This window comes from Micromonospora sp. NBC_00330, from assembly GCF_036136635.1.
GTDB classification, from domain to species: domain Bacteria; phylum Actinomycetota; class Actinomycetes; order Mycobacteriales; family Micromonosporaceae; genus Micromonospora; species Micromonospora salmantinae.
In genome coordinates this window covers 1,150,716-1,174,682 of the sequence record NZ_CP108012.1, presented here as the reverse complement: position 1 = coordinate 1,174,682, position 23,967 = coordinate 1,150,716, and the positions used below count along the sequence as shown (strand labels likewise).

The window sequence follows — 23,967 nt, the reverse complement described above, 5'->3', positions numbered from 1 at the left end:
AGGTGCGCTGGGCGATGACGCGGGTAAAGCCGAGGGGACGGCCGCTGACCAGCGTCGGATGAGATCGTCATGCCGCCGGGAGTCCACTCTGGCAAGCTGTCCCAGTGATGGTCGGTGATCTATTGGACGACAGGTATCAGGTCGAGAGCCGTCTCGGCACTGGTGGCATGTCGGCCGTCTGGCGGGCGTGGGACCGCGTCCTCGAACGCGCGGTGGCCGTCAAGGTCCTGGCCGGCGCGCAGGCTACCGCTCGAGGCGCACGACAACGCATCCAGGCAGAGGCCAGGGCCGCAGCGGGCCTCTGGCACCCGCACGTGACGAGTGTGTACGACTTTGGCGAGCACACCGATGCCGCCGGCCGCCAGGTCTCGTACGTGGTGATGGAACTGCTGCCCGGCCAGACCCTGTCCCAGCGACTTGCCGCCGGTCCGCTGCCGCCGGCCGTCGCGATGCGGACGTGCGCGCAGGTCGCCGAAGCGCTCGCCGCCGCGCACGAACGTAAGCTGGTGCACCGGGACATCAAGCCGTCCAACGTGATGCTGACACCGGCCGGTGTGAAGGTGGTCGATTTCGGTATCGCCACCACCGTCGGTCGGCCGGAGCTGGAGGCGGACGGACGGCTGTTGGGCACCGCCGCCTACCTCGCGCCCGAACGGCTCGCCGCTGGCACTGTTCTGCCTGCCTCCGACGTCTACGCGCTCGGACTGTTGCTGTACCGAACGCTGACCAATGAGCTGCCCTGGTCGGCGGAGACCCCCACGCAGATGTTGACCGCTCACGTGTACGTCGATCCGGCACCGCTGCCCGATATCGAGGGAGTGTCACCGGAGGTTCACCGCCTCCTCGACCGTTGCCTCGCCAGGGATCCGGCGGATCGGCCGGACGCCGCGGAGGTGGCCGAGGCCCTGCACGATCTGACCGATGACGCCGAACGGCGGGCGAAACAGGCGGCGCAGCCGGCATCCGTCTCGCCCGTGTCGGCTCCGACCACCGCCGGTCCCCCTCCCGGTCGGCGTCGCCGCATCCCCAACGCCGTGTTGATCCCCGTTCTCGTGGTGACGGCAGGGACCATTTCGCTCCTGCTCCCCCAGTTCATACCCGCCGATGGCAGATCGGGCGGGGTCGCCACCCGTGACGGTGCCACCCCGCCTGACGCCGCCTTCGACGTGTCCGCCACGGAGGCACCTGCTCCCCGGCAGACGTCCCCGGAGCCCGCACCGGTCTCACGACCAAGCCGCACGGCGACCGCTCCGGTTGGGCCGGCTGAACCGACCGCCAGAGCCGGTTCCACGGCCGGCCCTGGCCCTACGACGTCACCCAGTGCCGGACAGCTGACGGGGCCGCCCAGTGTCGCGCCGGCGCCGGCCTCCCCGAAGCCAGGTACACCCATTCGGGCACTCGGTGGCGTGGTGACTGTGCTCTGCACCGGCGATCAGGCTCGCGTCGTCGACGTCGCTCCTGCCCCCGGCTACCGCCTCAAGGATTACAACGCCGGGCCCGTCAAGGAGATCCAGGTGGTGTTGCTGTCCGCTGGCAACAGGAGCGAGATCAAGGCGCGGTGCGAGGGCGGCACACCGTTGCCGAAGGTGAAGGAGAGCCGTCAGTGAGCGGGATTTCCCAGGCAGGCGGTCAGGACGTACAGAACGACGCCGGCGCGGTCAGGCCGAGGTCCTTGCAGTCCCATCCGGTGCCCTGATCCTGGAATCGCCAGCCCGTGCCGGCCGTGTAATGGAACAGGTAGATGACGCCGCCGCCATCGGGACGCTGCACGTCGGCCGCCGCCCAGGTCTCGACGCACTCCACTCCCCTGGAAGCGAAAGACCAGCCCGTCGGCAGCTCGACCAGGGTCCCGAGGGTCTGCGTCGACGGACAGGTGGGATTTTGGAGTCCGTCGCTGGTGGGGGTGGATGCGGGTGGCGTCGGAGGGTCGGGCCGGTGGCGGGTGGCGAAGGCGACCGTACCGCCGATGGCGAACACCACCGCCGCGGCCGCGGCGCCGGTGGTGAGTGCTGTCCGCCGTTGTGACTGCCGCGATCTGCGCAGGGCGCGCTCGTACATGTCGGCGGTGCCGCCGTGCTCGCTGAGATCGGACATGGCCTGACGCAGGGGCCCGAGGTTGTCGGTCATCAGGCCTCCTCCATCACTGCCGAGAGCAGCTCGGGCGCTATCTCCCGCATGCGGGCCAGCGCCTTGCTGGTCTGACTCTTGATCGTGCCCACCGAGCATTGCAGCAGATCCGCGGTCTCGGCCTCGCTGCGGTCCTCGAAGAACCGTGCCACCAGCACGGCCCGTTGCCGCTGGGTGAGTTGGGCGAGAGCCTGGTGCAGGGCAAGCTTGAGATCGGTACGGCGAGCATGGTCGCTGCCGGGCTGAACCACGTCGGCCAGTTCGCCGGGTAGGGACTCGGCCACCTTGCGGCGCCGCCACCAGCTCACATGCTGGTGGTACATGGCGGTGCGGGTGTACGCCTCGAAGTGCCCGGGATCAGTGAGCCGGCGCCGGCCCCGATGCGTGCGGGCCAGCGCATCCTGCACCAGGTCCTCGGCGAGGTGCCGGTCGCCGGTCAGCAGGAACGCCGTCCGCAGCAACGCCGGGGAGCGGGTCCGTACGAACTCACAGAAAAGATCGTCTATGGAGTCCGCCATGCCGCGCTCGTCCCCCCACGTACCCCAAAGTCCTTCAGGCAGCGGCGGCGTCGATGCGGCCGGTTGACTGTGGCGCACACCATAGCTGGTGTGCGCCACAGCAAGTGACAGCGGTCAACCCGTCAGGAGATGCAGAACGGCGCCGGCTCGGTGAGGCCGAGGTCCTTGCAGTCATATCCGCTGCCGTCGCCGTAGTACTTCCAGCCCGTGCCGGTCACGAAGTGGAACAGGTAGACGCCGTCACCGGCCTTCGGGCCCTGCGGATCAGCTCCAGCCCAGTCCTTGACGCACTCGACACCGCCGAACGTCCAGCCCTTCGGAAGCTCGACAAGGGCCTCCAGAGTCTTCGCCGAGGGGCACTTGGCACTCGTGGCGGCGCTGTTCACCGGCGTGGTCGTCGTCACCGGGTCCGAGATGCAGAACGGCGCCGACTCGGTGAGGCCGAGATCCTTGCAGTCCCATCCGCTGCCCTGGTCGTAGTACTTCCAACCCGTGCCGGTCACGAAGCGGAACAGGTAGACGCCGTCACCGGCGGTCGGGCCCTGCGGATCGGCCGCCGCCCAGTCCTTGAAGCACTTCACCGTGGCAAGAGACGAGCCCTTCGGCAGCTCGACCAGCGTCTGGAGGGTCGTCGCCGTGGGACAGTCGGCCGCCGTGGTAGCCACAGCGGGCGACGCACTGGGGGCGCCAGTGGCCGCAGCCGACGTCGGTGCAGATGCGGTTGGGCTAGGACCAGCTGCCGGCGTGGAGCTACAGGCGGACAGTGACATTCCGAGAAGGACGGTGGCAACGGGCAGCAGCAGGAGAGGACGTGCAGACATTTCCGGGCCCCTATGGATCGTGGCGATCGTCGCTTACATCCGGGTACATGCGATCCACCGCCCGCAGGTTGCCGTCAACCAGAAAGAATTTCCCTCGGCTACGCCGCCGACGGCCTCGTCGAGATCTCGCTGGAGCGCCACGATTCCTAGCCGCCGCCAGGCGGACCGATCGGAGCCAGGTGTCCAGCCGTGTCCAGCCGTGTCCAACATTCCACTCGCGGCCCCCTCCCGATTGCGAGGATTGCCGTCCGGTCCGGGCCGTCCGGCTCCTGACCTGGCCGACCAGTCCCTCGTGATGGGAGCGGTGAATGTCAGAACCTGTTGTCAGCCACCCGCGTACGAAAAGACCGAGCCGTAGGTCCCTGCTCGCGATGGCGCTCGCCGTCGTGGCGTCGGTGGCCTTCGTCCCGACGGCCGCAGCGGCTGGGCCGGTCGACCGACCGGCCCAACCCGGGGGCGCGGCGGATCCGGTCCGCACCGATGGCCGGGCAGCGTTGGCTTCCGTCGGCGGCGTGGCCAGGGACCGGGCGGGCGGGGCGGCGGACACGGCCGAGGCGATCGCCGCGCAGCGGGGCATCAGCCGCGATGCCGCCGAGAAGCTGCTCAGCGCCGAGAACGCCAACGTGCGACTCGCCAACCAGTTGACCACCGAGCTGGGTGCCAGCTCGGGCGGCGCGTACCTGGCCGATGGCGACCTCGTCGTCACGGTCACCGACGCCGGGGCTGCCGCGAAGGTGACCGCCGCTGGCGCGAAGGCGCGCCTCGTCGCTCGTGGCGAACGGCAACTCCAGACCATCCAGCGGGCACTGGAGGCCGCGGCGAGTGAGCCGAACACGACCTGGGGGGTGGATCCGGCGACCAACCAGGTGGTGGTGAGCCTGCCGGCGTCGGGGGCGAAGAACGCCGTGCAACGCTCGATGGCGCGCAAGTTCGGCGCGGCGGTGCGGTTCGAGACCAGCGCCGGCCAGATCCAGCCGAACGTCGGGATCTCCAGCGGGGACTCGTTGGGCGGCTGCTCCGTCGGCTTCACCGCCACCGACTACACCTTCAACTACATCATCACGGCCGGCCACTGCACTCAGGGCTACCCGCACTGGACACTGCCCAACGGGCAGGACGTCGGGCCGTCGCTGGAGAGCAACTATCCGGAGAACGACTACGGCCTCATCTGGATGAACGGTTCATCGGTCTGGGCGACCGGCGTCATCAACCTGTGGAACAACACAAGCCGCAGCATCCACGGTTGGGCGACGGCCGTGAGCGGGCTGTCGGTCTGCAACTCGGGCAAAACCACCGGATTCAGGTGTGGCTCCGTGCTCAAGACCAACGTGACGGTCAACGGCGCGGGCGGCACCGTACGGCAGATGGTCGAGACCAACATCTGCACCCTCGGCGGCGACAGCGGTGGGCCGCTATTCGCCAACAACACCGCGTACGGGCTGAACTCGCACGCCAACCGGAACGGCAGCCAGTGCAACTCCACGCCGCGCACCTGGCATCAGCCGGTGGGAGAGGCGATCAACGCGTACCAGGTCGTCATCTACGGCGCGCCGTGACGAGCGGCGACGAGCGAAGGAGACAGGGATGAGAACCGCATTCACCAGAGCCGTACGCCTCACCGCCGCCGCGGTCACGGCGACGGCGGTGGCCCTGACCGTGGCCGTCGGCCCCGCCCAGGCGGACCTCTGGCAGCACACCGACGGGTTCGAGGGGAATCCGGCAGCGGTGTGGGAGTTCCATCGCTCCGGGGCCGGGAGCGGAGCCTTCGAACTGGGCACGGGAACGGCCCGGTCCGGTTCGAACAACGCCATTCTCACGACCTCGACCGGTGGCTGGTCCGGGGTGGGCAAGCTGCTCACGGTGGGGCCGCGTACCGCCGGGCACTCCACCACCTGCGGCGGCGGGTTCTTCGTCCGGGCGGTTAGCGGGCCGGCGGTGCTCAACGTCGAGGTGATCGATCCGGCGAGCTGGACCTATCTTGCGCTGCGCACCGTCCGGATCACCGACACCACGTGGCGGCGGCATGACGTGGCCAGCTACGCGAACGGTCCAAACCAGGTGTTCGTCCGGGTCTCCCTGCTCGGTGGCAGCGGTGCCGTGCGGGTGGACGACTTCGCCTTCCAGTGCACCTTCTTCCGCTCCTGAACAGGTAGACCACGGCGGGGCCGGCGCTCTTGGCGTCGGCCCCGCAACGCCCGCCCGCCGGACCGTCGTCGTGCCCGCGACGGCCGGTCGACGTTCGCTTCACGGGTGTGCCAGGGCGGCAACGATGATGCAGACACGTGAGCAGGTCCCGCCACCCAAACTGGATGGACGACGGATCTTCTGCTACGGTAGCCGCGTTGCAGTTTTGATTTCCGTAGACGTTTTTCAGCGCCTGATGGGTCATCTGAACCCACCAGGCGCTTTTTCGTTTTCGTGTCGTTTCGACGCGGGTGATCAACGCGGCGGCGTAAGGGTCCGCACAGTGCGGTCTCTAACAGCCTGCGAGGAGCAGACATGACTACAGGTACCGTGAAGTGGTTCAACGCCGACAAGGGCTTCGGCTTCATCAGCCCGGACGACGGCGGCGCCGACGTCTTCGCCCACTTCTCCGCGATCTCGGCGAGCGGCTTCCGCAGCCTCGACGAGAACCAGAAGGTGGAGTTCGACATCACCCAGGGCCAGAAGGGCCCGCAGGCGGAGAACATCCGCCCGCTCTGATCCACACTTTTCGAACGGCGGCCCGACTGATTCAGCGGGCCGCCGTTCGGCGTTTCATGCGCTCACCACGGCCTCGCCGGACGGCGATGGTGACGAGCGCATCGGGTGCGGTCGGCCGCTACCCGATCCGTCTCGCCGGATGAACGGCAACCCGGTTGACCCCTGCCGGTCTCTTCTTCACTGAGGCCGGCCCGCACTCTGCGCCCCACCCGGCAGCGTCGGCGAGGTCCCACCAGCTCAACGACGCCATGATGTCTGGACTCCGCAGGCCCTTGTCCCCCGTGCGAGCTACCCGCAAGTGTCCACCGCACGGTGACGATTACAGGGGCGGAAAACCATAGGTTTCTCCGTGTCCGCTGCGCTCCGGCTGCGGTCTACAAAGGAGTCGCTATGCGATTCGTCAAACAGCTTCTCGCCGTCGCCGTCGTCGCCCTCGTCGGCTCGCAGAGCGTCGCCGCCGTCGAGGGCAGCTTCTTCCTCACCCTGGTGATCGGCGCTTTGGCGGCAGTGCTGGGCGTGGTCGTCTACCGGTGGGTCGTGCGACGCACCGAGCGCCGTGAGCCGACCGAGCTCGGCCTGGACGGCCGGGGCGGGAAACTGGGCCGCGGGACGCTCATCGGCTTCGCCATGTTCGCGGCCGTCATCGCCACCATCGCATTCCTCGGCGGTTACGACGTCGAGGGCTGGGGTTCGCCGACGGGAGCGCTGGGGCTGTTCGGGTTCATGGCGGCCGCCGCCGTCGCCGAGGAGCTGCTGTTCCGGGGGGTGCTGTTCCGCATCATCGAGGAGCGTACGGGCACCTGGATCGCTCTCGCCCTGACCGGCGTGGTGTTCGGCGCGATCCACCTGGCGAACCCGGACGCCACAGTGTGGGGGGCGACCGCCATCGCCATCGAGGCCGGGTTCATGCTGGCCGCCTGCTACGCCGCCACCCGGAACCTGTGGGTCCCGATCGGCCTGCACTTCGGCTGGAACTTCGCCGCCGGCGGCATCTTCAGCGTCGTGGTCTCGGGCAACGGCGAGCCGAAGGGGCTGATCGAGGCCTCGACGTCGGGGCCGGTCGCGCTGAGCGGTGGCGCCTTCGGGCCGGAGGGCAGCCTGTACGCGGTGCTGGCCGGCGTGGTGCTGACCGTGGTGTTCCTGTGGCTGGCCAAGCGCCGCGGGCACATCGTCCCGCGCCGCCACCGCACGGCGCAGACCCCGGCAACCGCTACAGTCACCCGGTGATCGAGCTCCGGAGGCTTCCGGATCTGTGGCGGCAGTGGCCGATCACGGTCCGGGATCTCCCGATCGCCCTGGCCCTCGCCCTCGCGACGGTGGTCCCGGCCCTGGATCGGCAGGGTACGCAGCTCGGCGACCTCCCGAACCGCCCGTACGACGCGCTGACCATCGGTGTCGTCGCCCTGGAATGCCTGCCGCTGGCCGTGCGGCGTCGGTGGCCGGCCGTCTGCCTCACGCTGGTGTCGCTCGGCTTCGCGATCGACCAGCTCCGCGGCTACCACACCATCGCGGGTACGGGACTGGCCATCGCGCTCATCAGCGCTGGCGCCCACCTGGAACGGCGTCGCTGGGCCGTCGCGGGTCTCGCCTCGACGGCGTACGTGCCCCTGGCGGTCTCCCTCGACCGGCTCGGCTCCGGTGAGGGCGTCGCGGGGTTCACCACCTTCTACCTGCTGCTGGCGCTCGCCTGGGGCATCGGGGCGTGGCTGCGCCAGAACCGCGCCACCGAGGCGGAACGCCGCCGCCATGTCGAGGAGGCCACCCGTACTGCGGAGCGCACGCGTATCGCGCGGGAGCTGCACGACGTCGTCACCCACCACGTGACGGCGATGGTCGTGCAGGCCGAGGCGGCGCGCTACCTGACGGGCGCCCCGGACAAGCTGGACCAGACCCTGACCGCGATCACCGGGACCGGCCGCCGGGCCGTCGGCGACCTGCGGCAGCTGCTCGACCTGCTCAACCCGGATCACACCAGCACAGGCGATCCGCGTACGCCCTCCGTCGGCGACCTGGACGCCCTCGTCGACCATTCCCGGCAGGCCGGGCAGCCGGTCGAGTTCGTCCGGGAGGGCACGCCGGCGGTGGCCACCGGCGGCGCTGAGGTGGCGGCGTACCGGGTGGTGCAGGAGGCGCTGACGAACGCGCTGAAGTACGCGCACGGCAGCCGGACCAGGGTTCGCGTTCACCACGGGGATGGGGAGACGACCGTGGAGATCAGCACCGACGGCTCCGGATGTGACAGCGCGTCCACGGGCGGCAGCGGACGCGGCCTCGCCGGGCTCCGCGAGCGGGTCACCGTCCTCGGTGGCGACTTCAGCGCGGGTGCGCAGGCCGACGGCGGCTTCCTCGTGCGGGCCTGGATCCCGACTGGGAACCCGTCGTGACCGCGCCGGTCCGGGTGCTCGTCTGCGACGATCAGGAGCTGATCCGCGCCGGATTCGCGACGATCATCGACGCCCAGCCCGATATGGAGATCGTCGGCGAGTGCGGCGACGGGCGCGCGGCAGTCGACCTGGCCCTTCAGCTCCGGCCGGACGTGGTGGTGATGGACATCCGGATGCCGGTGCTCGACGGCATCGAGGCGACCCGCCTGTTGGCCGGCGCCGGGGTCCCCGTGCCGGTGAAGGTCCTCGTGGTGACGACGTTCAACCTCGACGAGTACGTCTACGAGGCGCTGCGTGCGGGTGCCAGCGGCTTCCTGCTCAAGGACGCCCCACCGGCGCAGCTGCTCCACGGCATCCGCACGGTAGCGACAGGCGTCGCGCTGCTGGCCCCGGAGGTGACCCGGCAGCTGGTGGGCAGGTATGCGGCCCGCATCCGCCCGGCCGAGGGTGACCCGGGCGGCGGCGCGCTGACCCCGCGCGAGCTGGAGGTGCTCCGGCTCATGGCGGAGGGCCTTTCCAACAGCGAGATCGCCGCGGCCCTGGTGATCAGCCAGGAGACGGTCAAGACGTACGTGTCCCGCATCCTCACCAAGCTCGACCTGCGCGATCGAGTGCAGGCCGTGGTGTACGCGTACCGCCGGGGCCTGGTGACCTGAGCGGCCCGTGGAGGATTCGGGCTTGACCTATAGGTTGTTGATCTGCTTATGTTGATGACATGCCTAAGCCCTCCGCGTCGATGCGTGAACCCACCTACTTCATCCTCGCCGCGTTGCAGGACGAACCGTTGCACGGCTACGCCATCGTCAAGCGCGTGCAGGACCTGTCCGACGGGCGGGTGCGGTTGACGACTGGCACGCTGTACGCCGCGTTGGACCGGCTCACCGGCGAGGAGATGGTGCGACTTTGCGAGGAGACGGTGGTAAACGGCCGTGCCCGCCGCACCTATGAGCTGACCGAGCACGGGTTGTCCTCACTACAGGAGGAGGCGGCGCGGTTGGCCGCTGCGGCTCGGATCGTTCAAGACCGTTCCGCGCCATCGACGGCTGCCACGGTGCGGACGGTGCCGGCATGACCGGGCTGGAGCGCCGCTACCGGTGGCTGCTGCGCGCCTACCCTCGTGCCTACCGCCAGTACCGCGCCGACGAGATGATGGAAACGCTGCTGGGCGGAGGTGAGGTGGACCGGAGGCACCTGAGCCTTCGGGAGTCCGTGGCACTCGTGGTGGCAGGTCTGCGGGTCCGTACCGGCGTGGACCGGCTCGGCTCCCGGTCCGCATTGCTGCACTCCGCGCTGCGATTGACCGCGCTATCTCTGCTCGTGTGTGCCATCGCTCTTGCGGCCAAGCCCGCCGTGGTGCAGTTGTTGCTGCCTGGGATCCCTTTCGACTTATCCGCCTTCGCAGGAAGCCTGGCGACACCTGGCTTATTGCTCCTCGCGTTGGCCGCTGCGGCATGGGCTCGCTACCGACTCGCGTTCGCCATGACCGTCGGCGCCCTCGGTGCGAAAGTTTGGCATTCCGGGTGGTACGCAACAGAGCTGGAGTTGGGGCGCGAGGCACACCCGTTGGGGCTCCAGGCAGTTCTCCACCTGGCCGTGCAACTTCCGACGTGGGCATGCTTGTTGGCCGTGCTGACGATGGTGCCGCTGCTTCGAGCGCGCCAACCACGGGGCACGCGACCATGGACCTGTCTTGTCGGCGCGGCGATGATCGCGGCGATCATGACGCCTAATCCGTTCAACGGATGGGAGGACCCGTTCACGCTGCCGGTCATCGTGACCGGCGGGCTGGTGGCGGCCCTCGTGGGCGCGGCGTTGGATGTGCGGATGTCGATAGCGGCCAGCGTGCTTCTCCTCGTGCCAATCCTGGCTACGCTGCCCTACCAACCAGCGGACTGGCAGCGCGAGTATTGGGAACTGAGCCCCCGAACCGTCCTCCTGGGAGCCTTGGCCGGGATCTTCGTCATCAACGTCACGATCAGCAGGATGGCCGCCCGCCAGCAAGTCGCCCTCTAGGCGGCGTGGTCGACCCACCTAGATCTCTGACGAAGCAGAGCAGGGCGACCTGTTGCCAGGACTTCTCAGCGGCCCTGCGCGTTCTCTGCGTGCGGGCAGGGGTCACCGTCACGTCGACGGTGCGGCGCGCGGCGGTGAGGTGGGATGTACTGCTGGCACACCCATGGTCAGGGACCTTTCGGGCGCGGCGTGCGAGATGTGCTTCATGCATGACCGACCTGCCAGCAGGTGTTGCCCGAATAGTGGGCGCAGCGAAGAAGTAGCCTGGTCGGCCGGAGCGACACTCGGCGCTCCCGAGGGGTACTAGCAGTAGGCGCCTTGACAGAGACTCGCAGCGCCGCCACGGCTGTGGTGACCTGCAGGCAGGTCAGCGTCACGTCACCGGAGGACATCATCTTCACCGTCAACGCCATCGCCGCGCCTTCCGCCACCGAACCGCTCGTGCGTACCACGATCGAGCGGCGGGGCCTGGGCCCGCACGATGTTCTCATCGAAATCCGCTACGCCGGCATCTGCCACTCCGACATCCACACCGTGCGCGGCGACTGGGGCAGCGTTCCCTACCCGCTCACCGTTGGCCACGAGATCGTCGGCCGGATCACCGAGGTCGGCGCCGACGTCACCCGCCACGCGGTCGGCGACCGCGCTGGTGTTGGTTGCATGGTCAACTCGTGTCGCGAGTGCGAGAACTGCCGCACCGGGAACGAGCAGTACTGCCTCGAGGGCAACACCCAGACGTACGCGAGCGTCGACCGGGACGGCACCGTGACCCAGGGCGGGTACTCGACCCACGTCGTCGTGAACGAGGACTTCGTGCTGCGGGTGCCGGAAAGCATCCCGTACGAGGCGGCCGCGCCGATGCTGTGCGCGGGCATCACCACGTACTCGCCGTTGGCGCACTGGAACGCCGGTCCGGGCAAGAAGGTCGCCGTGGTGGGCCTGGGCGGTCTGGGCCACATGGCTGTCAAGATCGCCGCGGCGATGGGCGCCGAGGTGACAGTGCTGTCACAGACGCTGGGCAAGAAGGACGACGGCCTGCACTTCGGAGCCGAGCACTACTACGCCACCAAGGACCCGGCGACGTTCGAGGCGCTCAAGAACAGCTTCGACCTGATCATCAACACGGTCAGCGCACCGATCGACATGGCCAGCTACCTCGGTCTGCTGCGTCTGGACGGCACGCTCGTCAGCGTGGGTGCCCCGCCGGAGCCGCTGCCGGTGCCCGTCTTCGCGTTGTTCGGCAATCGGCGTTCGTTCGCCGGCTCCAGCATCGGCAGCATCGCCGAGACGCAGGAGATGCTGGACTTCTGCGCCGAGCGCGGCATCGCTCCCGAGGTCGAAGTCATCGGCGCCGACGCGGTCAACGACGCGTACGAGCGGGTGCTCGCCTCGGACGTGCGGTACCGGTTCGTCATCGACATCGACACCCTGCGCTGACCTTCTCCCCGGTGCCAGGGTCCGCCGAACGGCGGGCCCTGGCGCACAGCCGGGCCGGAGCGACCGGTGGCCCACGGTGATCCGCGCGGCTCGTCCGGCGACGCCGTCGCCGTCGCCGAGGTCGAGCGGCGAGGATGCCGATGGGCCGCCGAGGCGCAGAGCGCGCATCGGCGGCCCACCCTCTCAGCCGTTGTTGTCGATCAGGCTGGCGATCTCGTTGTAGATCAGGTGCGCCTTCGCGCCCTGGTTCGACGGACAACCGCCGAGGTGGTGCAGGGCGATCACACGGTGGCTGGCGTTCAGCACTGGTGAACCCGAGTTGCCGCCGGAGGTGTCACAGCTGTAACTGATGTTCCAGGTGTTGTAGTTCGCGTTCCGGACGGCGCAGGTCGCGCCGTTCTGGGTGTCCTCGTAGATCGACAGCCGCTTCGCGGTGCCGTCGCCGTGCCCGGGGACATAGATCCGGGTGCCGTTGCTGGTGGCGGTAGTTGCCAGGTACAGCGTGCCGAATCCCTGGATGGCGGCGAAGTTGTTGACCGAGAACAGTGTGTAGTCCAGCTGGTTGGAGCCGCCGCTGCTCACCCGGTAGAGGGTGGCACCGCTGACCTTGGTGCCGGCGCCGGGATTCGCGCCGCCGCAGGTCGCGCACTGGTAGTTGAACTGCATCTCGCTGCCGCTCACGGCGGACTGCGTCGAGAAGCAGTGCTTGTTCGTCAACATCCGGTTGGTGTTGCCGACCCGCCAGGTGGTGCACAGTCCACCGCCGCTGATCAGCAGCCGCGCCACCGCCCTGCCGCGGGCGTACTCGGTGGGGTGGCTGTTCTGGTAGCAGACCACGTCCCGGCGGGCGTCGGTGCTGCACACGGACTGGGTGGAGAAGTTGTGCGCGGCGATTTCCGTGCGGTCGTATCCGCGCCAGAACCGGTCAATGGTTGCGGTGCTGCCACGTGACGGGCGGCTGCGGTGCAGTGTCACCACTGCGGTGTCGCCCTCCACCGACATCGCCCAGAAACCCGGCTGTCCGTCGGTGGTGTAGTCCGAACCGGTCGCCCGGTTCAGGTGGCGGTCGTACCGGTAGCTCTCCTTGCCGTCGCGGTTCGCCACTGTGACGTAGTCGCCTTGGGCCAGTCGCAGCGAGCTGAAGTGCACCTTGACGTAGGTGGCACCGGGGTGCTGAATGATCTGTGTCCCGCCGTTGGGGGCATGGGACACAGAACTGTCGACGGTGCGGAGTTCGCCGATCGTGGTCACACCCTCTGCCGAGAACTGGTTCGATTCCGGTGCCCGCTCGGATTGCGGCGCGAGAGGGGCAACCGAGTACGCCTCGGCGGCGGGTACCGACAGTAGGCTCAGCCCAAGTGAGCAGGCAGCGAGCGCGACCGCCCCCGTTCGTAGGCGGCGCAGGGCTTGTTTCATCTGTCGCTCCTTCTCAGGAATCAGCACCGAGACGTGCCTTCGGCCTTCATACCTGAGTTCACGCTAGACATGTAATCCCATCTATGTCATAACTGCCTGCCGCCTCACCTCACTGCCCCTCGCCGCGCCGGAAACCTTTGAGCGGCTGGTGTTTGGGTCGACAGGCATGAGTGGTGTCGGTGGGCCGTGGGAGACTCTCGCGCCGTGGACGTTGACGAGTTTTGGGCGGTAGTGGAGTCGGCCGGGGCGAGTCTCGACGGGCGGACCGGCGACGACGGTGAGGCAGTTGCCGCGGCGCTGGTGACGCGTCTGGCCGCAACATCACCGCAGGGCATCCTCGAGTTCCAGGAGTTGTTCGATCAGCTCCATGTCGCCCTCTATCGCTGGGACGTGTGGGCGGCTGCGTACCTGATCGGCGGGGGATGCTCGGACGACAGCTTCATCGATTTCCGGGCGGGGGTCATCGCGCTCGGACGCGAGTGGTACGAACGTGTCCTGGCCTCGCCCGACGGACTGGCCGACCATCCCGTGGTACGACAGGCGGCGACCGAGGCAGACGACGGCACGCTGTTCGCCGAGTCGGTGAACTACGTGGCCGGCGAGGCCTACGAGCAGGTCACGGGTGGTGACGACGATGCCTTCTACGAGGCGATGAAGGCCCGCCAGCACGTTGCGGTCGGCGTCGACGGGGCCCGCGAGCCCGACATGGGTGAGGACTTCGACTTCGACGACGATGACGAGATGCGGCGTCGCCTGCCCCGGCTGGCCGAGCTGTTCCTCGATCCCGGCGAGGCTTGATCTCGGCGACTGGGGCCCTGACGCTTGGCGACGGCGCGGCCGAGCCAGGACACGATCCTTCGTGAGCAGCCGTCGGAGTTCCCGGTAGCCGATGGCGCTCGCTGCCTGCTTCCGCACGTCGAGGACGGGGGCCGGTGCGCCCATTACCATGCGAGCGTGGCTCACGTTGCCCAGGTCCGCAGGCCGTACCCGCTGCTCGTCGCCGCGGCGGTGCTGTTGGCGCTCGGCGCGGCCACGGCCTGGGGAGTCGGCGACACGCTGGGGCTGAGCCACTCCCCCGCCGCCGTGCCGCGCGAGGACGCTGTCGCCGCGCCGGCGCGGACGCCCGCACCGGTCCCGCCGTTGACATCCCTCGTCGTGCCCGACCAGCCGCGCGTCAGGAAGGCGGCAGCCGCCGTCGCCGACGCGGTCGTCTTCCGCGGCCTGCCCCGGCCGGTGCTCGTCCCGGGCGCGTCGAGCCCGGCCAGGTCCGCGACGGCCGCACCGGGCACCGGCACGGCGCGCCCCTCGGCTCCGGACCTGTCGGCGGTGAGCACGTTACGGGCGGGCGTGCTGACCACCCTCAGTGGGACGCCCGAGTCGTACCGGCTCGACGTGCGCGGCACCGAGCTGGCCGTCGAGGGCGGCGACGTCGCGGGCGTGGCAGCCGGGATGTACCGGCTGGCCGACCGGATCCGCTCCGGCGCCGAGGCGCTCCCCACCGCAGACGCGGGTCGGGTGGTCCTCCCCCGGCTCGGCCTGCGGCTGACCGACGCGGGCTCGGTGGGGCGCGAGCCCGACCCGGCCGCCTTCGCCGCCGGCGACGACTATGGCCTGAACACCGACGTGGTCGGGTCGGCGGTGCTACCTCGCGCGCCGTGGGTGGACGCTGGCGCGGTGGCCCGCATCGACGCACAGTTCCGGCAGTTCGTCGACCATTCGGTGGCACAGGGATTCAACGGAGTCGTCGTGCCCGGCTTCCTCGAGTACGTCACGTTCGCGAAGGTCGGCGACGGGCGCGCGGTCTACCCGCCCGGCGACCCGCACGTCGACCGCGCGCGGGCGATGGTCGCGGCGTTCGGCCCCGTCTTCCGGTACGCCGAGGACATGGGCGTGCGGGTCTTCCTGCTGACCGACATGCTCGCGGTGTCGCCCCCGCTGGAGGCATACCTGACGCGGACCGTCGGCGGCCTCGACGTGGCCGACCCTCGGCTGTGGGCGGTTTACCAGGCCGGTCTGGCCGAGCTGTTCGAGAGCATGCCGTTCGTCGACGGCCTGATGGTCCGCGTCGGCGAGGGCGGCGAGGTGTACGCCGGAACCGGCTGGGACTACTCGTCACGGCTCGCGGTCACCACGGGAACGTCGGTGCGCGCGATGCTGCGGGCGCTGCTGGACACCGCAGGCCCGGCCGGGAAGGAGATCATCTTCCGCACGTGGACCGTGGGCGTCGGCGCCGTCGGCGACCTGCACACCAACCCGGCGTCGTACGCGCAGGTCCTCGGAGGGCTCGACGATCCGCATCTGATCGTGTCCACCAAGTACACCCTTGGCGATTTCTACAGCCACCTACCGCTGAACACCACGGTGCTGGGCGGCGGGCACCGCCGCATCGTGGAGTTCCAGGCCCGGCGCGAGTTCGAGGCGTTCGGCTCGCTGCCCAACGACCTCGGCCCGCTGCACCGCCAGGCGCTGCGCGCATTCCTTGCCGCCAACCCGAACGTCGAGGGTGTCTGGAACTGGACCCAGGACGGCGGTCCGTTGCGCGCCGGGCCCATGTCGCTGTACCTGCGCGCCGGGTTCTGGCAGCTCTACGACCTCAACACGTACGCCGTCGGCCGCCTGGCCTGGGATCCGCACACCGACCCGGCGCAGGTCACAGCGGACTGGGCGTACCGCACGTTCTCCGGTGACCCGGGCACCGTCGCCGCGATCGGGCGGGCCATGGCGCTGTCCCGGCAGGCGGTCACCAAAGGCCTCTACATCGGTCCGTACGCCGACCGGTCGGTGCGGGCGCTCGGGCTGGAACCGCCGCCCATGATGTGGATCTTCGAGTGGGACATCCCGACCGGCGACTCCGCCGCCCTGGACAGCATCTACGCGGTGACCGGCGGCCGCGTCGACGAGGCGATCGAAGAGGGCACGCAGGCCGTCGTACTGGCCCGGCGCATGCGCGACCTGATCGCTGCGACCGAACCGGCGACCTGGCGGGACGCCGAACTGCGCGGGCGCTTCACAGCGACTCTCGACTATCAGGTCGACCTGTTCGAGACGCTGAGCGCGTACCGGACGATGGTGCTGCGGCACGCGCAGTGGCTGGACACGGGTGCCCCAGCCGCCCGCCATGACTGGCGGCTGGCCGCGGCGGCGTACCAGGAGGCGCGCGACGCGCACCGGCAGCGCTACGGCGCCGACCTGGACCTGCCCGCGTACAACTTCACCGCCGCCGACCTCGGGGCGCGGCGCGCCGACCGGGACCCGGCGATGGCCTGGGCGGCCCGGACGATGCTCGGGTCGATCCTGCTGGTGGTGCTGCTCGGCCGGTACGGGCGCGGGTTCGGCGCAGCCGCCGCGCGCGGGTTGCTGCTCGGCGCGCTCCGCCCGTGGCGGGTCGCCGCGCTGCCGACGCCCGTGACGCGGGCGGACCGGGTGTTGGTGTGGCTGGTCCCGGCCGTGGTGCTGGTGGCGAGCCGGCTCGTGATGACCTGGTTCGCCGCGCCGGCGCACCTGCTGGTCACCCTCGGTGGGTGGGCGCTGTTCGCCCTCGTCGTACGCCTCGTCGTCGGTCGCCGGGACCCGTTCCACCTGTGGGCCGTGGTCGGCGGCGTCGCGCTGCTGCGCAGCGTGCTGCTGCTGGCGGCGCTCGCCGTGCGCGGACCGGGCGGTTACTGGTTCGCCTTCTGGACCGCGCCGACTCTGCGCGCGGCGTACGTCACCGTCGCGTTCGCGGCGTTCTGCTGGCCGTTCGTGGTCGTCGCCGTGGTCCTGCGGGACCGGTACGGCCTGCGCCGCCGAAGCGCCGTTGGGCTGACCCTCACCGCCGCAGGTGTGCCCCTCGGCGTGCTGTCCGCCCTGGTCTCGGCAGTGGGCCTGGAACGTGCGCTGACGGTGTGGAACGACCAGCTCGCGCTGCTGCCCTGGGGCCTGTCCCGCATCCTCGGCATCACCGTCCACCTCGGCGTCCCCGCCGAACTCCCCGCATACACCGCCGCCGCTGGAATCGCCGTGGCCGCCGCCGGCCTGCTCCTGTCGCTCGGTCGCCACCGGCAATCCGCCTGACCGCCCAACCCCGACGCTTTGGGTCATCAGCCGAACGGATGACCAACGGCGATGATCGGCTATTTCCATGTGCGACGGGCACCCTGCGACGCCTAGGAAGGAGGCATGACCAACGAGCGGACCGTTCCCCTGCTGCCGTGCGCATCCATCGACGACATCGAAACCTTCTACTGGGTTCTCGGTTTTCGCACCACGTACAAGCAACGCAAGCCGAACGCATGTGTGGGGGTGCAGCGGGAGGACCTGCATCTGCAGTTCTTCGAGATCGCCGGATTCGACCCGGAGCAGTCCTACGGCTCCTGTCTCGTCATCACCGAGGACATCGAGGGACTGCATCGGGCATTCGCGGCCGGCATGCGCGCCGCGTACGGCAAGGTACTGGTGTCCGGAACGCCACGGATGACCCGACCCAGGGCGCGGAAGAACGCCGACGGGCTGGGCGGATTCAGCGTCATCGACCCGGGCGGCAACTGGATCCGCATCTTCCGGGACGCCGCCACCGCGCCCATGCCGGCCGCCACGCCCGCCGGGCGGCTGGCCAAGGCCCTGGCGAATGCTGTCGTGCAGGCCGACTCCAGGGGAAGCGTCGGGCAGGCCGTTCGGATCCTCGACAGCGCGTTGGCCCGCCCGCAAGCCGACGACGACCCTGTCGAGCAGGTAGAGGTCCTGGTCTACCGCGCCGAACTCGCGCTGGTGCTGCACGATCCACAGACTGCGGCCGAGATGCTGGCCCGCGCCCGGTCCGTCACGCTGGCGGAAGACGAATCCGTTAGGGCGGCACCCGCGTTCGACAACGCCGCCGAACTCACCGCGGCACTGCGGTGACTCACCATACGAGCGCCTCCCTCATCTCGGCAGATTCGCCCACACTCGCCGGCAGGAGGGCGTCGAGCCAGCGGGTGGAACCGCAGACCACTCCGCGGCGAAACAGGACGCTCCACCGACTCTGACCTGCGGCAAGGTGGGAGCCGCAGACAGGGGCGGGTGCAGTTGAGGACCGTTCGACGCCGTGGACACAGTTCAAGGCCGTTCAGGACGTCCTGCTGCTCCCAATCTGCTCCCCCGGTCTGGCCCTCGGCACCGGCCGTTGATGGGCCACAGGCAGCACCAGGTACAGATCCTCCTTGCTGCGCGGCTGGCGACCGCGTCCCATGGCCGAGGTCGCCCGTCAACCAATCCCGAGGTAAATCGCCCGGGGTTATCGTGTCCGACGTGAACCTCGCGGACCTGGTGACCGACGCGGCCAACAAGGGCTTCAGTGGCTTGGACGCATCTCTGCTGCCGGAGTTACGCGCGATCCGCCGCGAGGGTCCCGCGCGGGCCCGGCGGCCCGCGCTGCTCGCTTTGCTGCACCTCGGCGGCGAAAGGGCGCTCGACCCCGCTGACCTGGCCGTGCTGCGGCGGCTCATCGAGATGAGGCTTCCCTACGACCGGCCCCACACGATTGATGGCTGCTTCAACGCGTGGCTAACTGTGCGTGGCGGTGATCAGCGGGAGATCATGCAGGTGCTTGGGTTGACCAGGTCCGCGCCCGCCACATACGGCCTCGGCGAGGCGCTCGTCGCTCACCTCGGCCACGGCGGGCCCGATGGTTCGCGTACGTGGCGGCACGTATTCATCTCACCGTGGCTCAACGGGTGGACCGTGGTTTCCGGCCCGAGTTGCGATCCCAACGACGAGCCCCGAGTCGAAGAGTGGGTCCGAGAGCTGAGTTCCCGGTACGGCGACGCGCAGGCCTACTTCTACGGCAGCCAGGGCGACGGCGACGCGTGGCTGGTCGGCTCGCGCGGGCAGATCGTCCGCCGCTTCAGCAGTGAGAAGCCGGAAACGTCGGCGGGTGAGCCACTGCCAATCGAGCAGCGCACCTTGGCGCGTCTCGGTCTCACCAGTCCGCCGGAATGGCTTGACGGCGGCGAGCTGTGGGACTTTGTCGGCGAATGCGGGGCGCCGCAGGTCGCGGCCAATATGAGCATCGACCCGGTATCCACCGGCTGGCCCGATGACCTCCACATTCACGGTCAGCCGCTGGTCGCCTGGCCCGAGTCAGACGACGACGTCAGCATCCTCCGTGACTGCTACGTCTTCCGCATCTGATTGGTCAGCGATGCTCTGCACAGGTAGCAGCGGCAGCGCGACCAGAACGTCGAAAGCGCCGCCGACTGATCATGACCGAAGACCTGAATTCGGCACAGAGCATCCAGCGGCCATCTTCCGGACGCCATGAAGGCGGCGAGGATGTATGGGGGTGCCGGTCGAAATTCTTGCGGGCTCGGTCGTAGCGCATGGTGGTACGACGGGCATCCTGCGTGCCTCCGGCTGATCACTCCGTCAGCAAGCCGACGAGAACCCGCGACATCATGTCGTCGAAACGTGGCGCGGGCACCAGCGGACCATCGGTCAGCGCCGCCGTCAGGTGGGCGTGCCGGCCCGCCGCGATCACGTGGGCCAGGTACGCACCCTGCCTCTGCCGAGCGCTAGAGCTCCCGTTGAGTTCGTTGAGGACGAACGCAGCGGTGAGAGTGTTCATCACGGCGAACGCCTCCAGCTTGCGGCCGACATCCGCCGGGTGCCCGGCGAGGACCGCCAGCACGTGCTCCAGCAGATCGGCACCGTGCGGGCCGAGCGCCGAACGCGTGAGCAACAGTTCCGGTAGCCAGCCGTGCCGCCGCATCAGCTCGCGTCCCTGCCGGCACACCTCCAGCAGGCCCGGCAGCCAGGGACCACCCGGCGCCGGCAGCTGATACGCGGCCGCCACCTCGTCGGTCATCAGGTCGAGCAGGTCGTCCCGGCTGTCGACATAGCGGTAGAGCGACGCCGCCCCGGTGCCCAACTCGGCGGCGATGCGGCGCATCGAGACCGCGGCCAGCCCTTGTCGGTCGGCCAGCGCGATCGCCGCAGCGGTCACCTCCGTCCGGGACCGCTCGGCGGGCCGGCCCACTCCCGCGCGCCGTTCCCGAAGCCATATCGGCATCGCCTCCATGCCACCCCTCTCGATTGCGTCCATCCTACCTATTGGCGTACGATGTTCGCGAACGCCGTTCCCGAATAAGTGAGGCAGAGATGACCACGACCCCGTACATCGCGCGCAATGGCGACGTGCGCCTCGCGGCCGACGACCTCGGCGGCGCTGGCGGCGAGCCGCTGCTGCTGCTCATGGGACTCGGCGTGTCCCGTTTCTACTGGCCCGACGGGCTGGTCGCCGCGCTGATCGACGCCGGCTTCCACGTGGCCTCGTTCGACGGCCGCGACTCCGGCGGCTCCACCCACTTCGACGACACACCGTTTGGTAACCCGCTGACCGCGTTGTTCCGCCGGCGGCCGCCCGCCTACACCGCCGAGGACATGGCCGACGACGCCGTCGCCGTGCTCGACGCGCTCGGATGGCGGCACGCCCACTTCTTCGGCATCTCCCAGGGCGGCCTGGTCGCTCAGCGCACTGCGCTACGCCACCCGGAGCGGGTGCGCACCGTGACCTCCTTCGCCGCCGTACCCAGCGACATTCGTGGTGCCGCCGTCCTGCGCTATGTGCGCCTGCCGTTCCTGGCGCGCCTGGCGCGCATGCGCCAGCCCGTCGGCCGCGACGGCGACGTGGCGGCAGGCCTGGCCCTGTTGCGGGCGGTCGCCTCTCCCGGCTACCCGTTCGACGAGCATGACGCTCGCCTCCGCGTGGAGCGCGAACTCGACGCCGGGCTGCCCAGCAGTGTCCGGGACAGCGGTGCCCAGGCCCGGCAGACCAGCGCCACCTGGCACGGCCCGCGCCTGCGCGAGCTCCGCGTGCCCACCCTGGTGTTACACGGCGAGCAGGACCCACTGATCCGCCCCGCCGCCGGCCGCCGCATTGCCGCGTCGGTGCCAGATGCCCGCTACGTCGAACTGCGCGGCACCGGTCACGACCTGCCCCAGGAAATCTGGCCCACCGTGGTCCACGAGATCCGCACCCGGGTCACCTGAGGCGCACCGTCAGCGCATGTGTCGGGCTCCCGAGGCTGGTACGGGTCGGTTCGTGCGGCCAGCCTCGGCCCAGTTGATCAACATGTCGTGAACTGTGGTCGTGCGCGACTGACCTCGCGCTGACGATGCGCGGTTGACCTGGCCGGACTGCTCCCGCCGAACGAGGGAATCAGCCGACCGACGACGCCATCAGGCGCCTTGGCCGGTGCTTCGCCGCCAACAGCAGGACCGGCCCGTCAGCCCTCGGTGGGCGTTCGGCGGGCACCGACGGGCCAGAGGATCGTGGTCGGGACGCCGTGGTGCCGTGCCCAGTCGATGGTCTGGTCCGTCGACGCGGAGTGACGGCCAGGTTTGCCGTCCCACACCGCCACGAGTCGCTGCACCCGTCGGACCAGCTCCCGGTTGGCAGCCACGTAGGCGGCGGTGTCCGAGCGGTCGTAGCCGGTGTGGACGACAGCTGCCGCCCGGTCGAGCAGCTCGTCGAAGGCCGGACGATTCTCCGGGCTGATCACCGCGACCCGGTAGTCGCGGGCCGGCAGGATCACCTCGTAGGTGCCGCCCAGATCGAGGATCGTGCGCGCGAAGACCTGATCCGCGCCGGCCGCCAGACAGGTCACGCCGTGCACGGGTCGGTCGCTGATCCGGCCCAACTCGACGCGGAGAGCGTCGGCGACGAGCAGCTCGGTGTCGCGGGTCAGGTTGATGTGCCCGGTCACGCCGACGCGGACCGGGCCGAGGTCAGGCGGCATCCCTCGGGCCTCTCCGCTGCGCGGGCACCGGGGGTGCCAGCCGGATCAACTCGAACCCGCTGTCGGACAGCACGTCGGGCAGTGCCCGGATCCCCTCGCGATTCTGCTCCTGCACGTCGGACGGCAGCTCCTCCCACGGCCGCAGGGCGGGGTGCCGCCGCTGGACGTCATCACGTGGGTCGCCGTACGTCCAGCCGTCCCCGCGCCGTTCCCGGCACCACCGGTCGTGCTCCAGGTGGGCGAGTTCCTCGATCCGGTCGTCGATGGCCTGCCCGGCCGCCGAGGCGTCACCGGTGCCACCGTGGCGGGGCGCCACGACGCAACCGAGATCCAACAGCTTGGCAGCGATGTCCTGCACGTGGGCCCGGTTGGCCCGCCGCAACGACTCGGGTAGTCGTGACCAGTCCACCATCGCCGGGGCATCGCCGAGTCGCACCCCGGCGCGCTGCTGGGCCTGGACGTACCGCTCGTGGATCAACCGCGCCAGCCGCTCGGTGAGGTCCTCGGCGATCAGCCCGGCGTCGCAGGCGTGGGTGAGCACCGGATAGAGACGGAGCTTGCCGTGCACCTCGTCGAGCAGGTCGTGACGGGAGTCGCCGTGGAAGGCCGCAGCGAGCGCCGCCTGCCGGTAGACCGGCACGAACACGGCACTCTCGGCGCCCTGCCACAGGGCGGGCGTGTCCAGCACGAACTGCAGGCCGCTGATCTCGTCCGGTGCGCAGACGTAGATGCGGTCGTAACGGTAGCGGCCGAGACCGACGACACCGTCGAGATCCAGGTCGTACGCGGTCAACTGGCAGACGGTGGCCAGGAACGGGTAACGCGACGACGCCAGAGCGATCTCGGTGCCGGCATCCGGTGCCACGACGTCCACCCGCAGGGGTGGCACGGCGTTGCCCCCGGGGGTGTCGGCTCGCGATGCGCGCCAGTGCCGGGCGGTCTCCACCAGGAGAGCCCGGCGGAAGGTGCCGGTGCCCGCGATGAGGATCCTGGTTGGTCGGTCTCCCCCGCTGGGCAGCGGGTGGTGCCGGTGCAGTGCACGCGCGGCGACGTCGTCGACGTGGAAGTAGTCCAGCCGCAGCCGGCTGGACCCGGCGGCACCGAGTCGTCGGGCCTGCAGGGACAGACACATCTCCGAGTCGTGAACCAGGATGTAGACCCGCGGTGGTTGCCGTCGGTCCTGGATGAGCCGGTTGGCGGTGTTGGCGATCGCGTGGTTGCGGTCGTCGTCCTCGCTGCACGCGTAGATGGTGTGGGCTCTGGGCAGGCCGGCGCCGCGCAACACCTCGGGGCTGGTCGGGTCGCCGACCACACCGAGGTACCGGCGCCACCGGTACTCCAGCGGCCCGAACGGTTCGGAGCGCACCACCACCACACGTTCACCGTCGGCGAAGAGCCGGTCGGCGAGCATGTGGGCGAACTGGGAGTCGCCGCAGACCAGGACGTGACCACGTGCCCGCCGGGCGCGCAGGCGACGAGTCTCGGCGGCCAGCAGCAGCCGGCTGGCCTCGGCCACGGCGAGGAGCGTGAACAGCGGGGCGGCGAACCGGGCGACCTGCAACTGCCACGGGTAGGGGCCGGCGTCCTGGAAGGGTTCGGCGCCGAAGACGAAGAGTTGCAGGTCGTAGTAGAGCACGTCGTACGGATCGTGGGCGACGTCCGGCCGGGACTGGAGCAGGCGGTCGAAGCCGACATAGCCGAGGACGAGAGCGGTCAGCCCGATCACTCCGAAGAGGACTCGCAGACTCCAGCCGGCCGGGCGGGACGAGCCGGCGACCGGATCCGTCATGAGCTC

Annotated in this window: 22 protein-coding genes; 15 read left to right on the top strand and 7 right to left on the bottom strand. The window is 69.7% G+C overall.

From position 1 onward, the window contains the following. Positions 1–107: 107 nt before the first annotated feature. The gene (locus OG598_RS05235; protein ID WP_328655279.1) at positions 108–1,607 is read left to right on the top strand and encodes a serine/threonine-protein kinase; all 1,500 of its coding nucleotides are present in this window, start codon (positions 108–110) and stop codon (positions 1,605–1,607) included. Positions 1,608–1,629: 22 nt separating this feature from the next. Here the strand turns inward: OG598_RS05235 and OG598_RS05230 are convergent, their stop codons facing one another. The 3 genes from OG598_RS05230 to OG598_RS05220 all read right to left on the bottom strand — a co-directional run bounded on the left by OG598_RS05230 (position 1,630) and on the right by OG598_RS05220 (position 3,310). Then, complete coding sequence (locus OG598_RS05230; protein WP_328653284.1) at positions 1,630–2,127, bottom strand: hypothetical protein; 498 nt, start codon at positions 2,125–2,127, stop codon at positions 1,630–1,632. Further along, on the bottom strand, positions 2,127–2,645 hold the full coding sequence (locus OG598_RS05225) for a SigE family RNA polymerase sigma factor (protein ID WP_328653283.1): 519 nt from the start codon (positions 2,643–2,645) through the stop codon (positions 2,127–2,129). The genes OG598_RS05230 and OG598_RS05225 overlap by 1 nt, the downstream gene beginning before the upstream one ends. 122 nt (positions 2,646–2,767) lie before the next feature. After that, positions 2,768–3,310, bottom strand: coding sequence for a hypothetical protein (locus OG598_RS05220; RefSeq protein ID WP_328653282.1), 543 nt, complete (start codon positions 3,308–3,310; stop codon positions 2,768–2,770). Positions 3,311–3,774: 464 nt separating this feature from the next. On the opposite strand from OG598_RS05220, the gene OG598_RS05215 reads away from it, so the two are divergent. The 9 genes from OG598_RS05215 (at position 3,775) to OG598_RS05175 (ending at position 12,003) form a co-directional block, all read left to right on the top strand. After that, the gene (locus tag OG598_RS05215; protein ID WP_328653281.1) at positions 3,775–5,022 is read left to right on the top strand and encodes a S1 family peptidase; all 1,248 of its coding nucleotides are present in this window, start codon (positions 3,775–3,777) and stop codon (positions 5,020–5,022) included. A 28-nt stretch (positions 5,023–5,050) separates the two neighbouring features. Then, positions 5,051–5,611 (top strand): hypothetical protein, encoded by a 561-nt coding sequence (locus OG598_RS05210; RefSeq protein ID WP_328653280.1) that lies wholly within the window; start codon positions 5,051–5,053, stop codon positions 5,609–5,611. A gap of 354 nt (positions 5,612–5,965) precedes the next feature. Beyond that, on the top strand, positions 5,966–6,169 hold the full coding sequence (gene cspE / locus OG598_RS05205) for a transcription antiterminator/RNA stability regulator CspE (protein WP_013283833.1): 204 nt from the start codon (positions 5,966–5,968) through the stop codon (positions 6,167–6,169). Positions 6,170–6,559: 390 nt separating this feature from the next. After that, positions 6,560–7,396 carry a CPBP family intramembrane glutamic endopeptidase gene (locus tag OG598_RS05200; RefSeq protein WP_328653279.1) on the top strand — a complete coding sequence of 279 codons (837 nt, stop codon included), beginning with the start codon at positions 6,560–6,562 and terminating at the stop codon, positions 7,394–7,396. Beyond that, positions 7,393–8,553, top strand: a complete 1,161-nt coding sequence (locus tag OG598_RS05195; RefSeq protein ID WP_328653278.1) for a sensor histidine kinase — start codon at positions 7,393–7,395, stop codon at positions 8,551–8,553. The genes OG598_RS05200 and OG598_RS05195 overlap by 4 nt, the downstream gene beginning before the upstream one ends. Continuing rightward, positions 8,550–9,209 carry a response regulator transcription factor gene (locus OG598_RS05190; RefSeq protein ID WP_328653277.1) on the top strand — a complete coding sequence of 220 codons (660 nt, stop codon included), beginning with the start codon at positions 8,550–8,552 and terminating at the stop codon, positions 9,207–9,209. Before OG598_RS05195 ends, OG598_RS05190 begins: the two co-directional genes overlap by 4 nt. Before the next feature lie 59 nt (positions 9,210–9,268). Further along, complete coding sequence (locus OG598_RS05185; protein ID WP_328653276.1) at positions 9,269–9,625, top strand: PadR family transcriptional regulator; 357 nt, start codon at positions 9,269–9,271, stop codon at positions 9,623–9,625. After that, the gene (locus tag OG598_RS05180; RefSeq protein ID WP_328653275.1) at positions 9,622–10,566 is read left to right on the top strand and encodes a hypothetical protein; all 945 of its coding nucleotides are present in this window, start codon (positions 9,622–9,624) and stop codon (positions 10,564–10,566) included. The genes OG598_RS05185 and OG598_RS05180 overlap by 4 nt, the downstream gene beginning before the upstream one ends. A gap of 393 nt (positions 10,567–10,959) precedes the next feature. After that, complete coding sequence (locus OG598_RS05175; RefSeq protein ID WP_328655278.1) at positions 10,960–12,003, top strand: NAD(P)-dependent alcohol dehydrogenase; 1,044 nt, start codon at positions 10,960–10,962, stop codon at positions 12,001–12,003. A gap of 183 nt (positions 12,004–12,186) precedes the next feature. Here OG598_RS05175 and OG598_RS05170 read toward each other — a convergent pair whose 3' ends face one another. Beyond that, positions 12,187–13,419, bottom strand: a complete 1,233-nt coding sequence (locus tag OG598_RS05170) for a trypsin-like serine peptidase (protein ID WP_328653274.1) — start codon at positions 13,417–13,419, stop codon at positions 12,187–12,189. 204 nt (positions 13,420–13,623) lie between these two features. Between OG598_RS05170 and OG598_RS05165 the strand changes: the two genes are divergently transcribed. The 4 genes from OG598_RS05165 to OG598_RS05150 all read left to right on the top strand — a co-directional run bounded on the left by OG598_RS05165 (position 13,624) and on the right by OG598_RS05150 (position 19,566). After that, on the top strand, positions 13,624–14,217 hold the full coding sequence (locus OG598_RS05165; protein ID WP_328653273.1) for a DUF4240 domain-containing protein: 594 nt from the start codon (positions 13,624–13,626) through the stop codon (positions 14,215–14,217). A gap of 156 nt (positions 14,218–14,373) precedes the next feature. Next, positions 14,374–17,472 (top strand): hypothetical protein, encoded by a 3,099-nt coding sequence (locus OG598_RS05160; protein WP_328653272.1) that lies wholly within the window; start codon positions 14,374–14,376, stop codon positions 17,470–17,472. Positions 17,473–17,577: 105 nt separating this feature from the next. Further along, positions 17,578–18,297, top strand: coding sequence for a VOC family protein (locus OG598_RS05155; protein ID WP_328653271.1), 720 nt, complete (start codon positions 17,578–17,580; stop codon positions 18,295–18,297). A gap of 387 nt (positions 18,298–18,684) precedes the next feature. Continuing rightward, positions 18,685–19,566, top strand: coding sequence for a hypothetical protein (locus OG598_RS05150; protein ID WP_328653270.1), 882 nt, complete (start codon positions 18,685–18,687; stop codon positions 19,564–19,566). A 226-nt stretch (positions 19,567–19,792) separates the two neighbouring features. Here the strand turns inward: OG598_RS05150 and OG598_RS05145 are convergent, their stop codons facing one another. Then, positions 19,793–20,443, bottom strand: coding sequence for a TetR/AcrR family transcriptional regulator (locus OG598_RS05145; protein ID WP_328653269.1), 651 nt, complete (start codon positions 20,441–20,443; stop codon positions 19,793–19,795). 89 nt (positions 20,444–20,532) lie between these two features. Here OG598_RS05145 and OG598_RS05140 point away from each other — a divergent pair, with 89 nt between their 5' ends. Beyond that, positions 20,533–21,423 carry an alpha/beta fold hydrolase gene (locus tag OG598_RS05140; protein ID WP_328653268.1) on the top strand — a complete coding sequence of 297 codons (891 nt, stop codon included), beginning with the start codon at positions 20,533–20,535 and terminating at the stop codon, positions 21,421–21,423. A gap of 236 nt (positions 21,424–21,659) precedes the next feature. Here OG598_RS05140 and OG598_RS05135 read toward each other — a convergent pair whose 3' ends face one another. Both OG598_RS05135 and OG598_RS05130 read right to left on the bottom strand, forming a co-directional pair. After that, complete coding sequence (locus tag OG598_RS05135; RefSeq protein WP_328653267.1) at positions 21,660–22,172, bottom strand: hypothetical protein; 513 nt, start codon at positions 22,170–22,172, stop codon at positions 21,660–21,662. Next, on the bottom strand, positions 22,162–23,961 hold the full coding sequence (locus tag OG598_RS05130; RefSeq protein WP_328653266.1) for a RyR domain-containing protein: 1,800 nt from the start codon (positions 23,959–23,961) through the stop codon (positions 22,162–22,164). Before OG598_RS05130 ends, OG598_RS05135 begins: the two co-directional genes overlap by 11 nt. Positions 23,962–23,967 lie beyond the last annotated feature (6 nt).